The following is a 13,107-nucleotide window of genomic DNA, read 5'->3' on the forward strand; positions in this document are numbered from 1 at the left end:
GGAAATGCAGAGATCCTCAAGGAGATCAACACCAACAGGGAGTCGATTCTCGGCACGAAGGCCCTGGAAGATCTCACCGGTCAGAAGTTCGCCGATCTTCATCCGCTGGCAAAGCAGGCGCCGGTGGGAGACGCCCCGAGGTTGCGCGGTGGCTTCAAGGCGTTCGGTGTGGTCGGGAGTGCTGAGTGTGGCGCAGGCACCCAGCTACATCGAGCAATACGGTGTGGTCGACGGCCTGACCGAGATGTTCGTGGATTCCATCGATCCATTCGGTTTCCACCACGCGTTCGATCCGCCGCCGCCTGTCACGGCCTAGTCGCATAGCGAAAATTGGGCGGGAGCCTGTCCGGTGCAGCCGGGCGGACTCCCGCCCTTCGACACGTTAATGACCGACTGTGGTGAATGCTATTATCTGCCACGACTTCCCCTTCTCGACAGGTGGTTACATGCAGGCCATCCGGCTGGACTCCGTCGTTTCTGCTTATGTGCAGCAGGTTCCGCGATCCCGTGATGTGCTCGACGAAATCAGAACGAGCGACCCCGAACTCGTTGACGAATGGGAAGCGGGACGAATTCCCGACTTGCTGGAGTTTCTACTGACGGCCTTCAGCAGGCCGATCCTCCTGCCTCTGTTGCGGAGCGGAGAGCCCTCTTTTGGTGATATCGATGCCTGCTTCGGCTACATTGAGGGGCTGTCATCGAACGAAAGCAATCATTTTCGGGAGTCGATGCTCTTCGGTGTCTTCGAACAATTCCTGGAGGGGCGGGATATTGTATTGCGCGCCTATCGATACAGTCTTCCGGTGACTCGATCCAGGATCGTAGGAATGCTCAGCGCGTACCCTGAAACGTACAATGAAATTCGCCCCGACCTGGAGGCGCTCGACGGATGAGGCATGTCGGCTTCACGGTCGGGAGTTCCAGGCCCCCTGGAGCGTCATGCCGCTTTCCGGCACCGACCATTGTCGTCACATCGGACCCGCTCGTCTGGCTTCAGGCATCTCGTGCCGGGCAGCGTTCAAGCGTGGATCCGGAAGAGTGGCACACTCCACGCACGAGGGATTCCAAGTCCCCCAGTAGCGGTGGGGCAGTGCCTCGCTTCACTGCCCATTAGGCGGCGTTGACGTTGAAGTCGCGGGAGGGGAAGCGGCCGAAGCCGGTGTTCTTCCCGCAGCGGATGTGGTCTTCGACGGTGGCGTGTTCGCGGTGGCGGACCTCCAGGAACTGCGCGGAGCCGCTGCCGGGGTAAGGGAGTTGCCCGGCCGCAGCCGGCCGGACACGGCCTCGCCGGTGTTCGCGAGGAAACACAGCAGCGGGTGGAAGCCGAAGCCGCCCTTATAGGTGGGCGCGGCCTGTTCCTTCTCCGAGGACCAGGCCGGGAAGTTCGCGTCCGCCGGCCCGAACAGCGGGTATGCCCTCGCCGGTCTCGGCGGCCTGCAGCCAGGCGACTTCCCGGGCCGTGGCGCGGGCCGCTCGCAGCGAAGCGAGTACAGCCTGGTCGGTGTCGGCGAGCAACCGCCAGGCCGTGGGCGTGGAGGCGACCGGGCCGAACACCTCGCCCTGGTCCCGCAATACGGCCAGATCCGTAATGGCCGCGTCGCCGTCGGCAAGCATTACCGCCAGGTCGGTGGCGATCCAGCCCGGATCGTCTCCGGTCCCGCGCGGCCGAAGCGGCCTGAGAGCGGCGGAGTACGTGGCGGTCAGCCCGGTGGCATCAGCGAGACCGGCCAGCAACCGTGCCCCGGGATGCCCGACCACCCCCGAACCATCGGCACTGACATGGACCTTGGGACGCAAACCGATAGCCTGTACGTAGAAAGTGCCCTCCGCCTGGACCGACAGAATCCCTCAGCAAGGTTCATCGTCCCAGGTCAGGAAGGGCACTTTCGCGTTTCCGCCACACCAGCCGCCGTACCCAACCGAAACGGCGTTGCGCGTACGCGCCACGCGCTCGGTCGGGCGAAAACTGGGTCAGGTAACCCATTGTCTGATCAACACGTCTCTGCAATCCTCGCCCGGTCGGCGATGGCTGACCTGCCGGGACGCCGGTCGACAGCGAACGCAGAGGGGAATTCACGTGACGCGCAGACGTCGCCAGTTGCTCGCCGCACTCGTGGCCGGGATGCTCGCTATCTTGGCCTGTGTAGTGGCAACTTATCCGTCAGGAACCGCAGCACAGGTCGCGCTGGGCCAGGATCTGGACAAGCTGCACCGAGCCGACCCTGGTGACCCGCTCGAGGAAGGCTCGGAATCCGGCGAGGAAGGCGAGGAAGGCGAGGAAGACCCGGGATCCGCCGCGCAAGCCGCATTCCGCCAGCGCGCCTACCCCGGTGACACCATCACCGTGGCGCAGTTGAACGGCGCGCGCGCCGCCTACCGCTCGGCCAAGGGCCGCCCGTTCCCGACGGGCAAGGGACAGAAGGGCACCTGGGTCACGGTGGGGCCCAAGGAGGCGGTCTACCCGTACGCCCCGTACCGCGACTCATCCAGCTATCTGCCCAACGAGTACGTCGCGGGTGGCCGTACCACCGCAGTAGCGATCAGCCCCACCTGCGTACCGGGTCGCTGCAAGATGTGGATCACGGCCGCCGGTGGTGGCGTCTGGCGGACCGACAACGCGCTCGCCGACGAGCTGCACTGGCGGTACCTCGGCGGGCCGCTGGGCATCAACGCCGCCGGTACGGTGACCATCGACCGCAACGACGCCACCGGCAACACGGTCTACGTCGGCACTGGCGAGGCCAACGGCTGCTCCTCCGGTTGCGTGGCCGGCGTGGGCATCTACAAGTCCACCGACGGTGGCGAAACCTGGACCGGGCCACTGGGCCAGGCGGAACTCGGTGGCAAGGGCATCGGCCAGATTGCGGTCAAGCGGGGTGACCCCCGGACGATTTACGTCGGCACCACCACCGCGATCCGCGGTATGTCGAGCACCTGCTGCTCCGGGATCAGCCGTCCGGTGCCCGACGCGGCCAAGTGGGGCCTCTACAAGTCCACCGATGGTGGAGCCACCTGGACCTTCGTCCACAACGGGTCGGCCGACGCCGCGGACTGCACCGGCAGCCAAGCCGAGTACGCCAACCAGACCGCCTGCTCGCCGGGGGGTGTCCAGGGCGTCGAACTGGACCCCAGCGACCCGGAGATCGTGTACGCGGCCTCGTGGGCGCGGGGCATCTGGCGGTCGCCGGACGGCGGCACCACCTGGAAGCAGATCAAGCCGTCGCTCAATGCGGCGAACGCCTATACCCGGCCCGCCTTCGACGTGACCCGGCTGCCGAACGGCAAGACCCGGATGTACGTCTACGAGGGCAACATGAGCCAGCCGGCCTCCCGGCTGTTCCGCACTGATGACGCGGCCACCGACACCCCGGCCTTCACCGATCTGACCAGCTCCGACGTCACCAACCCCGGGTTCGCCTGGCTCGGCCTCTGCGGTCAGCTGTGCTGGTACGACATCTTCGTCCACACCCCGGAGGGGCACCCGGACATGGTCTACGTCGGCGGTTCCTACGCCTACGGCGACAGGATCGCCAACAAGCGGGGATTGGTGCTCTCCACCGACGCCGGGGTGAGCGGCACCGACATGACGTTCGACGGCACCGACCAGCTGCATCCGAACGGCCTGCACCCGGACCAGCAGGCCCTGGCGACGAACCCCAACAACCCGTTCCAGTTCTTCGAGGCCAGCGACGGCGGCATGATGCGGTCCAGCGGCACGTTCGTCGACCGCTCGGCGTGGTGCGACGACCCTCGCCGGAACCTGGACGAGAAATCGAAATCCCGCTGCAGGCAGATGCTCTCCCGCATCCCGGCCGAGCTGCGCAGCATCAACAAGGGTCTGTCCACATTGCAGTTCATCAGCCTGTCGGTCAGCCCGCACAACAGCAACGTGCTACAGGGCGGGACGCAGGACAACGGCACCTGGCAGACCGACGGCAGCCCGAACCTGTGGCGGAACACCGCGATCGGCGACGGCGGCCAGTCGGGCTTCGACGTCGGCCGGCCGGAGTTCCGCTTCCACACCTTCAACAGCGCGTCTGTGGAGGTGAACTTCAACAACGGGAACAACTCCGACTGGATCTGGACCGGCGACCCGATCAACGGGAAGGGCTGGAGCGAGTTCTACCCGCCGGTCATCAGCGACCCGAAGGTCAGCGGCACGATGTTCGCCGGCGCGGGACGTTCGGTCTACCGGACCAAGACGTTCGGGCTCGGTGACCGGACGCTCGAGGAGGCCAATCGGCTCTGCAACTCCAGGACCCGCGACCGCACCGTGGTATGCGGCGACTGGGTCGAACTCGGGTCCGAACCGCTCAACTCCACTTCCTGGGGCGACCGGTCCGGGCGCGGGGTGGTGGCCGTCGAGCGCACCACCGTCGACACCGCCACCGCCTGGGCGGCGACGGCCACCGGCCGTCTGTTCATCTCCCACAACGTCGACGCGGAGTCGGCGACCTCGGTCTCCTGGACCCGGATCGACGACGACGCGGTGACCCCGAACCGGTTCATCAGCAGCATCCACGTCGACCCCGCTGACGGAAACCACGCCTGGATCTCCTACAGCGGCTTCGACTCGGTCACGCCGACCACCCCTGGGCACGTGTTCGAGGTCCGGTTCGACCCGGCGACCGGCAAGGCCAGCTGGACGGACCGCTCGTACGACTTCGGTGACCTGCCGGCCAATGACCTGGTGCGCGACGACGCCAACGGTGACCTCTACGCGGCAACCGACTTCGGCGTGCTGCGGCTCGCGGCCGGGACCACGACGTGGACCAAGAGTGCCCCCGGGATACCCAACGTCGAGGTGGCGGGCCTGACCGTCGTGCCGGGCAAGCGGATCCTCTACGCCGCGACCCACGGGCTCGGAGCCTGGAGGCTCAATCTCGGCTCCGAATGACACCGAGGAAATACCACGCGAGGGGCCGCACCCGCGGCCCCTCGCCCTGCCCCATCACCTCCTAGAGGTGGCAAGGCTTAGCTGATGTGCAGCTGCGTACAGAGAAAAAAGTGAGAAAGATGATCAAGCGTCGAATGGCCCTCGCGGCAGGTGTCGCTGCCCTTCTGGTCGGCTGCGGAACCACTTCCACGCCCGCCACCGGCGGCGACACGACCATCCGTGTCCAGGTCTCGGGCGAGCCGGAGGAGACTGCCGGATACAGCGCGATAGCGAAATCCTACGAGCTGAGCCATCCCGGGACGAAGGTGCAACTCGTGCCCGTCGCGAATAAGTCCGATCACCTCACCCGCCTGTCGACGGCGTTCGCCGGCGGCGAGCCGCCGGATGTCTTCCTGATCAACTACCGGGAGTACGCCCAGTTCGCGGCCCGCGGCGCCATCGAACCGATCGGCCCCCGCCTGGCCGGCGTCGGCGTGGACACAGCGGACTACTACCAGCAGCCGATCAGCGCGTTCACGTACGACGGGCAGGTGCAGTGCATGCCCCAGAACCTCTCATCCCTGGTCGTCTACTACAACCGCACGCTGTTCGCCGAGGCGGGTGTGCAAGCCCCGAAGCCGGGGTGGACCTTCGAGCAGTTCAAGGAAGCGGCCACCCGCCTCACCGGCGACGGCGTCCACGGCCTGGGAATGGATCCCTCCATCGTTCGCCTTGCTCCGTTCGTCTGGAGCAACGGCGGCGACATCGTCGACGACCCCCAGCACCCGACGCGACTCACGCTCAACACGCCTGCTGCTCGGCAGGCCCTGGAGTCGCTGGTGCAGCTTGTGCGGAACGATGGTGCAGGACCGGACAGAACCGAGCTCGCGGGTCAGGACCTGCAGGCCCGGTTCGCCTCCGGCAAGCTCGCGATGTTCCTCGATTCCCGTAAGGAAACCCCGGCCCTGCGCGAAGTACAGGGTCTCGACTGGGACGTTGCCGCCCTGCCGGTGACCCGCAAGCCGGCCGGCGTCCTGCACTCGGACGCCTACTGCATCGCCCGCAAGTCGAAGCACCACAGTGAAGCCGCCCGCTTCATCGCCTTCGCCACCGGGAAGGACGGCCAGCGGATCACCTCGCTGAGCGGACGTGTGGTGCCGTCCCTGCGCGAGGTCGCCAACTCGTCGGCCTTCCTCGCCCCTGTCAAGAAGCCGGCCAACTCCCAGGCGTTCCTCGACGTCCTTCCGTATCTCAAGAGCCTCCCGGTCCTGGCGACCTGGCCGGAGATCGAGGACATAGCCGACGAGGAACTGGCCCGCGCCTTCCACGACGGCGCACCCCTGGATGACGTGATCAAGCGGATCGACGAGCGCACCCGGCCGTTGTTCACCTCCGGTGACGGCACCCGGTGAGAAGGCTTCGGGCAGTGCTGATCACCGCAGGGGCCTGCGTAGCCCTGCTGACGGCCTGCACCGCTACCACGGCAAACACCGAATCCGGGCCCGGCTCGGCAGAAGACGCTGCCATCTGCCCGGTTCCCAGCCCGGCAGCCAATATCTCGGACCTACCGTCCGGGTTCAAGGTCGGCGACCTCGGCGTGGTCACCACCGTCCGCAAGCAGCACGACTTCACCTCTATGGTGATCTCCACCCGGGAATCGATCCGGGAGGCCTTCGGACACGTGCACAAGCTGGCGGACCAGGCCGGCTTCACCGTCCTCAGCTCGCAGAATGACGGTATCGACGCGGAGATCTTCGTCAAAACGCCCCACGGCCAAGGGTTCGTCGGCATGAGCGAGGGGTCGTGCGGCCAGGTCATCGCGATCGTGGAACTACCGGAGCCCCCGAAATGACAGTGCATCAGGAGGCGCGTGTACGACGACGAGCCCGACTTCGTGGCAGCACGGCAGGACGGGCCCTGGCAGCCTGCATGGTCGGGGTCGTGTTCTCCTTCCCGCTGGCCATCATGGCCGTCGGCTCGCTGCGCAAGCCCGGACTGCCGCCTCCTGGCGGGCTCGAACTCCTGCCGGACGTGCTCTGGTCGGGGAACTACGAGACCGCTGCCGGGCTGATCCCGCTCGGCCAACAGCTGCTGAACTCGGTCCTTGTCGTGTCAACCGCGGTACCGGTCACCGTACTTGTCGCCTCCTGGGCCGGGTTCGCGATCGCCATGGCGCGCCCCGCCGTACGACGCCTGCTGATCGGCATCGCGCTGGTGGTGCTCAGCATGCCCGCGTCCGCCATGTGGGTGCCGCGCAAGGTGATGCTGGAGCAGCTGGGGCTGACCGACCACGCCCTCGTCGTCGCGCTGCCCGCGGTCATGGGAACCACACCGTTCTACGTGCTGCTCTTCGCATTCGCCTACCACCGCATCCCACGGTCCCTGTATGAGGTCGCGGCAGTCGAACAGGCATCGGTGTTCCGTATCTGGAGGTCGGTCGCATTCCCACTCGCCCGGCCGACCATGTTCGCCGTGGCGGCGCTCGCCTTCGCCGCCTACTGGGGGAACTTCATCGACCCGCTCATCCTGCTCACCACGGAGGACGACTGGCCGCTCGCACTCGGCCTGCGCGCCCTCTCCGCACTCGAGCCGACACTGCATCCGCTCTACATGGCAGCAGCCGTCATGGCCACCGCCCCCGCCGCGCTCGCCTTCCTCGCCGCACAACGAGCGCTCGCCCCCCGCCGCGACTTGGAGACATGACCATGGGCATCGCAATCCACGGTGCGCACAAGGCCTACCGTTCACGCCGTAAGCAGCCCATCGCCGCCCTGACCGAGGTCGATCTGCACGTGGCCAGGGGCGAGCTCATGGTGGTCGTAGGACCGTCAGGTTCCGGAAAGAGCACTCTGCTCAGAGCAACCGCCGGACTCGAGGCACTCGACGCCGGCCGAATCGAGATCGGCGGACGCGACGTCACGACGGCCGCACCGGGCGATCGAGACATTTCACTGGTCTTCCAGGACTACGCACTCTTCCCCCACCTCACCGTCGCCGAGAACATCGCCTTCGGCCAGCGCGCCCGAGGCGTGCCCAAGACCCAGATCACCACCGACGTCGCCCAGGCCGCAACCATGCTCGGCCTCACCGCAGCTCTGGCCCGGTACCCCCGCGAACTGTCAGGCGGAGAACGCCAACGCGTAGCACTCGCCCGGGCCATGATCCGCCGACCCAAGGCCTTCCTCCTCGACGAACCTCTCGCCAGCCTCGACCCCGACCTGCGACTGCGCACGCGCGCCGAAATCCGCGAACTCCAGCGCCGCCTGGGAGTGTCGATGCTTTACGTCACCCATGACCAGACCGAGGCACTTGCTCTGGGCGACCGTATCGCCGTCGTCCGAGCAGGCCGCATCGAGCAGGTGGGCACACCTGACGAGCTCTACTCGCGCCCAAGCACGGCATTCATCGCACGCTTCATCGGAACTCTGCCGATGAACCTGCTGCCACCCGAAGCGCTGGGCCGCGAGAACGGTCCGGTGACCGGCATCCGACCTGAGCGCACACACCTGGCACATGCGGGACACGGGCATCTGACGGGACGCATCGCCGCCGTGGAGCCAAGCGGCGAAGAGACGGTCCTTCACGTCGTGTGCCCCGACACCACGCGCATTCTGGTCAGGGTGCCGTCCTCGGACGGTGTGCCCCGGCCCGGAAGCGAGACCGGCATCACCTGGAGCAACGCCGACGAACACCACTTCGCTTCGGCCGAAGGACCGCGCACCGCATGAACGAACAACACTGCCAACCCACTCGGCCCACCCCTCACCGCAGATGGGACAGGGCGCGCACACCCTCACTCAGACATCGGCCGACAGCACTGGCCCTACCATGGCTCGCCGCCACAGCCCTTCTGGTGGGCATCCCACTCATCGGCTCGGCATGGCTCGCCTTCACCGACTACTACGGCTTCGGCGCCCCCTCATTCACCGGCCTCGACAACTGGCACCGACTCGCCACCGACGAAACCTTCTGGCACTCTCTCGCCAACTCGGCCAAGATCGCAGCCATAGCCATACCCCTGCGAACCGCACTCGCCATCGGCTGCGCGCTCCTACTCCACCGCCGCAGCAGCATGAACAGCGCCGCCCGCACCGCAGTATTCCTGCCGTCCATCATTCCTGACGCCGCATGGGCTCTCCTGTGGCTCTGGCTGCTCAACCCTCTCTACGGGCCGCTACCTCTCACCCTCGAAGCATTCGGCCTCCCCTCACCCGGCTGGTTCACCGACCCCGCTGCCGCACAAGGCGGACTCGCGCTCGTCGCCTCCCTCCAGATGGGCGAGGGTTTCCTCGTCGCCCTCGCAGCCCGCCGCCTCCTGCCAGGCTCCCTGCACGAAGCCGCCGCCATGGAAGGCGCGGGACGCATCTTCACCTTCAGACGCATCACGCTGCCGCTGATGGCACCGATCCTTACATTGCTCGCACTGCGGGACGTCGTCCTCCTCCTGCACACCACGTTCATCCCGGCCCTGCTGATCACAGCCGGCGAACCGCACTCCGCGACACTGGTGGCACCGCTCTACGTCTACCGCCGCGCATTCCTGTACGGCGAGCTCGGGTATGCCAGCACCCTCTCGATCACGCTGCTGATCACCGCTGCCGCCGTCGCGGCCGCTCAGCTGATCGTTCTTCACCGTACGCGCCTTCTCGAGCTGCTCTGACAGTGAGGATGTGACGTGGGTCTGTACGGTCAACGGCTCTGTCCCGTAATCGGCTCTGTCGCACATCCGGTGGTAACGGAGTGTGAGTATCCGCCGCCGCCAGTTGCAGGGCATGCGATCGACGCCCTGACCTCGATGTTTCACGAGCAGACGGCGCTGCCGTGGGGACTGCCGTCTCGGCACGCCTGCTCACATCGGCGGGCACCGTGCCCGTCGGCCGACTCCACACAGCGATCGCTGCAACGTGCGGACCTGCGACTCCTTGATCGGTGGGTCCATCCACCGCCATCATCACCGTCCGTCACCACCGGATGTGCGACAGAGCCGTTAACTTTACAGACCCTGCCTTCGGCCACGGCGTGCACCTCTGCATCGGCGCGCCCCTTGCCCACCTCGAAGCCCGCATCGCGCTTCCCGCTCTGTTCGAGCGATTCCCCGACCTCGCACTTGCCGACCCCGCCGGTGCCCTCCAGCCCGTCGAGTCCTTCATCGCCAACGGTCTGCGGCATCTGCCCGTCCATCTTCAGAAGGACCCGTCAGGCGCCTGATCCGCCCCGTACCGACCTGCCTCGCACGTGAACAACGAAGGGATGGCTGATTCCGGTGCCCGCACAACCCCGCATGACACCGTTGCCCCTCACCCGAGCTCAAGGCCGAGTCCTCTCCAAGATCGCCGAAGGGAGCAACACGGACGAGACCGCCGACGAACTGGCGATCGCGCCCGGCACGGTCAGCGTGCAGCTGATCAGCATCAGTCGGAAACTCGGAGTGAGCGGACGCGCCGCCCTCGTACACGCCGCCTACCTCACCGAGCAGCTTTCCCGGCCGGAGCGTGAAGCCTTCGACGGCGAGTTCACCGACACGGAAATCCAAACGTGGCGGCTCGTCGCATCCGGAGCGTCAGCACAGCTCGTAGCTGACGTCTGCCGGATCTCCCGGGATACCGCCCGCGACCGGATCAGAATCTTGCGGCGCCGCGTAGACGCGGCCAACGACCCCCACTTGGTCACTCTGGGATGGCGCTACGGGGTAGTTGACGATTCGCTCGTCGACATGGCCTCTGGAGTGCTCATCGCCGTGCCTGTGCGTGGATGAGAATTCCCCCGCAATCACCGCAGGCCAAACCGGCTCGCGATCAGTTACCCGCGTCTGCTCGACGTGGACGGCAGGGACCTCCTGGTCACCGACCTCGATGCCGTAGACGGCACTCCCGTGATCGACCTGGCGCCCTACTTCGAGCAGATGGGGCCGCGCGGTCCTGTTCGTCAGCCAGCCTGGCCCGGCGAAATGCTCGATCCGTGCTACTGGGCGGACACGAGCGAGCGTCCAGCGGGCGGCGAAGAACTCTAACGTCGGGCCAGAGTTCTGGTCTTCAGCTGAGCTCTAACAATGCCGCACCGCCAGCACAAGCACCTTGAGGCCAGGGCTGCTCCTGGCCTCTCCGCCCAGGGACTTTTCAGGGACTTTCAGCACTGTCCGAGGGATTCCTGAGGGACTTTTCGCCGCCTAACGCGGCAAGCCCCTGAAAGCTCAGAAAGGGCCTCCGACGCAGGTCAGAGGCCCTTTCGAAGGAAAAGCCGCAGGTGGCGGCAGACGAGTCGGGCTGTACGCCGGGTTCTGTTCCCCCACAAGGAGACAGCCGGGACAACAGGTCGGCATCCCTTCCACCCCTCCAGTGCCCTTGGGGCTGCGTATCCGCTCGCTACGGGCGAGCATTAAAGTGCAATCCGAAACATGTGCGCATCTGTCCGAATGTCAAAGCAACAGGCTCAGGACACACGCCGCGCACTGGAAGGGAACGAAGCCGTGCATGGCTCGTACAAGGTGCCCGGCGGCAAGCTGGTCGTCGTAGATCTGGATGTCGAGGAAGGTGTCCTGCGCAACGTGCGAGTCGCCGGGGACTTCTTCCTGGAGCCGGACGAAGCGATCTTCTCGATCAACACAGCCCTTGAGGGTGCACTCTCATCGACGGACGCTGCAGGGCTGGCCGCCCGGATCACGGCGGCGCTGCCGGAGTCGACCGTGATGCTCGGGCTGACCGCGGAGGGCGTCGGCATCGCCGTCCGGCGTGCTCTGGCCCACGCGACCGAGTGGAGCGACTACGACTGGCAGCTGGTGCACGTGGAGCCGCAGGCACCGGCCCTGCACATGGCGTTGGACGAGGTGATCACCGCCGAGGTGGCCGCTGGGCGACGAGCCCCGACTCTACGGGTATGGGAGTGGGCCTCGCCTTCTGTGGTGATCGGCAGCTTCCAGTCCCTGCGGAACGAGGTGGACCCCGAAGGGGCCGCGAAGCACGGGATGACCGTGGTTCGCCGTGTTTCTGGTGGTGGGGCCATGTTCGTAGAGCCGATGAGTACGATCACGTACTCCCTGTCCGTGCCGGAGTCCCTGGTCTCGGGCCTCTCCTTCGCAGACAGCTACGCCTACCTCGACGACTGGGTGCTGGGCGCACTCGGCGACATGGGGATCAAGGCCTGGTACCAGCCCCTGAACGACATCGCCACCGAGGCCGGCAAGATTGCCGGTGCCGCCCAGAAGCGCATGGTCGGCCCTGATGGCGGCCCTGGAGCCGTCCTCCATCACGTGACGATGTCCTACGACATCGACGCCGACAAGATGCTCGAGGTGCTCCGCATCGACAAGGAGAAGATGTCCGATAAGGGGACCAAGAGCGCCAAGAAGCGCGTCGACCCGCTCCGCCGGCAGACGGGCCTCGCGCGGGAGCAGGTCATCGAGAACATGATCGCCTCCTTCCGCAACCGCTACGGGCTGACCACCGGCGAAGTCACGGCGGAAGAGATGGCCCGCGCGGAGGAACTGGTGCGGACGAAGTTCGCCACCGAAGAGTGGACCGCGCGCGTGCCGTAAACGCCGCGCCCTGCCGGGTGCCGCGTGGCACCCAGCAGGGCGAGTAGGCCCTTGCCCATGATCACGCCGGCTCGTAGTGTCTTCCCCGTCCGACCTTCGTGGAACCGGGCAACACCATCACGTACTCGCTCTCCGTCCCCGAGTCTCTGGTCTCCGGCCTCTCCTTCGCCGACAGTTACGCCTATCTGGACGACTGGGTGCTCGAGGCGCTCGGCGACATGGGCATCAAGGCCTGGTACCAGCCGCTCAACGACATCGCCACGGACGCCGGGAAGATCGCGGGCGCGGCGCAGAAGCGAGTGGTCGGCGGAGAGGGCGCCGTGCTGCACCACGTGACCATGTCGTACGACATCGACGCCGACAAGATGCTCGACGTGCTCCGGATCGGCAAGGAGAAACTCTCCGACAAGGGCACCAGGAGCGCCAAGAAGCGCGTCGACCCGCTGCGGCGGCAGACCGGTCTGACGCGCGAAGCCGTCATCGAGCGGATGATCGACTCCTTCCGGACCCGGCACGGTCTCACCCGGGGGAACGTGACGGACGAGGAGATGGCGAGGGCCGAGGAGCTCGTGGCGACGAAGTTCGGGACCGAGGAGTGGACCGCACGCGTGCCGTAGGGCTCCGCCCCGCCGCTCCGGACCCCCCGATAGGTCGCGGCTATCGGGGGCATTCGCCAATCGTGCATTGTGACAGCCCTTCT

Annotated in this window: 10 protein-coding genes and 3 pseudogenes; 12 read left to right on the forward strand and 1 reads right to left on the reverse strand. The window is 66.5% G+C overall.

Annotation, left to right across the window (positions count from 1 at the left end):
• Nucleotides 1-398 precede the first annotated feature (398 nt).
• Nucleotides 399-893, forward strand: coding sequence for a hypothetical protein (locus OG972_RS08385; RefSeq protein ID WP_266979699.1), 495 nt, complete (start codon nt 399-401; stop codon nt 891-893).
• 220 nt (nt 894-1,113) lie between these two features.
• Here the strand turns inward: OG972_RS08385 and OG972_RS08390 are convergent.
• A pseudogene (locus tag OG972_RS08390) lies at nt 1,114-1,842 on the reverse strand (transposase); the annotation flags it as partial.
• Between the two features lie 235 nt (nt 1,843-2,077).
• On the opposite strand from OG972_RS08390, the gene OG972_RS08395 reads away from it, so the two are divergent.
• From OG972_RS08395 to OG972_RS08445, 11 genes and pseudogenes are all read left to right on the forward strand, one after another.
• Nucleotides 2,078-4,897 carry a sialidase family protein gene (locus tag OG972_RS08395; RefSeq protein WP_266979701.1) on the forward strand — a complete coding sequence of 940 codons (2,820 nt, stop codon included), beginning with the start codon at nt 2,078-2,080 and terminating at the stop codon, nt 4,895-4,897.
• A 119-nt stretch (nt 4,898-5,016) separates the two neighbouring features.
• Entirely contained in the window at nt 5,017-6,288 is a 1,272-nt protein-coding gene (locus tag OG972_RS08400) for a sugar ABC transporter substrate-binding protein (RefSeq protein WP_266979703.1), read from the forward strand.
• A gap of 14 nt (nt 6,289-6,302) precedes the next feature.
• The gene (locus OG972_RS08405; RefSeq protein WP_266979705.1) at nt 6,303-6,728 is read left to right on the forward strand and encodes a hypothetical protein; all 426 of its coding nucleotides are present in this window, start codon (nt 6,303-6,305) and stop codon (nt 6,726-6,728) included.
• 89 nt (nt 6,729-6,817) lie between these two features.
• Nucleotides 6,818-7,579, forward strand: coding sequence for a carbohydrate ABC transporter permease (locus OG972_RS08410; protein ID WP_266979707.1), 762 nt, complete (start codon nt 6,818-6,820; stop codon nt 7,577-7,579).
• Between the two features lie 2 nt (nt 7,580-7,581).
• Nucleotides 7,582-8,604 carry an ABC transporter ATP-binding protein gene (locus OG972_RS08415; RefSeq protein ID WP_266979709.1) on the forward strand — a complete coding sequence of 341 codons (1,023 nt, stop codon included), beginning with the start codon at nt 7,582-7,584 and terminating at the stop codon, nt 8,602-8,604.
• A gap of 125 nt (nt 8,605-8,729) precedes the next feature.
• Nucleotides 8,730-9,536, forward strand: coding sequence for a carbohydrate ABC transporter permease (locus OG972_RS08420; RefSeq protein ID WP_266979711.1), 807 nt, complete (start codon nt 8,730-8,732; stop codon nt 9,534-9,536).
• Nucleotides 9,537-9,895: 359 nt separating this feature from the next.
• A complete protein-coding gene (locus OG972_RS08425; protein ID WP_323135857.1) occupies nt 9,896-10,084 on the forward strand; it encodes a hypothetical protein in 189 nt (62 codons plus the stop codon).
• A 73-nt stretch (nt 10,085-10,157) separates the two neighbouring features.
• Nucleotides 10,158-10,631: a helix-turn-helix transcriptional regulator gene (locus OG972_RS08430; protein WP_266979713.1), complete on the forward strand. Its 474-nt coding sequence runs from the start codon at nt 10,158-10,160 to the stop codon at nt 10,629-10,631.
• A gap of 9 nt (nt 10,632-10,640) precedes the next feature.
• Nucleotides 10,641-10,886: pseudogene (locus tag OG972_RS08435) on the forward strand (TrmO family methyltransferase); the annotation flags it as partial.
• Nucleotides 10,887-11,342: 456 nt separating this feature from the next.
• Entirely contained in the window at nt 11,343-12,407 is a 1,065-nt protein-coding gene (locus OG972_RS08440) for a biotin/lipoate A/B protein ligase family protein (RefSeq protein ID WP_266979715.1), read from the forward strand.
• A gap of 95 nt (nt 12,408-12,502) precedes the next feature.
• A pseudogene (locus tag OG972_RS08445) lies at nt 12,503-13,024 on the forward strand (biotin/lipoate A/B protein ligase family protein); the annotation flags it as partial.
• Nucleotides 13,025-13,107 lie beyond the last annotated feature (83 nt).

This window comes from Streptomyces sp. NBC_01669 (assembly GCF_026339735.1).
In the GTDB taxonomy this organism is placed as follows: Bacteria; Actinomycetota; Actinomycetes; order Streptomycetales; family Streptomycetaceae; genus Streptomyces; species Streptomyces yanii.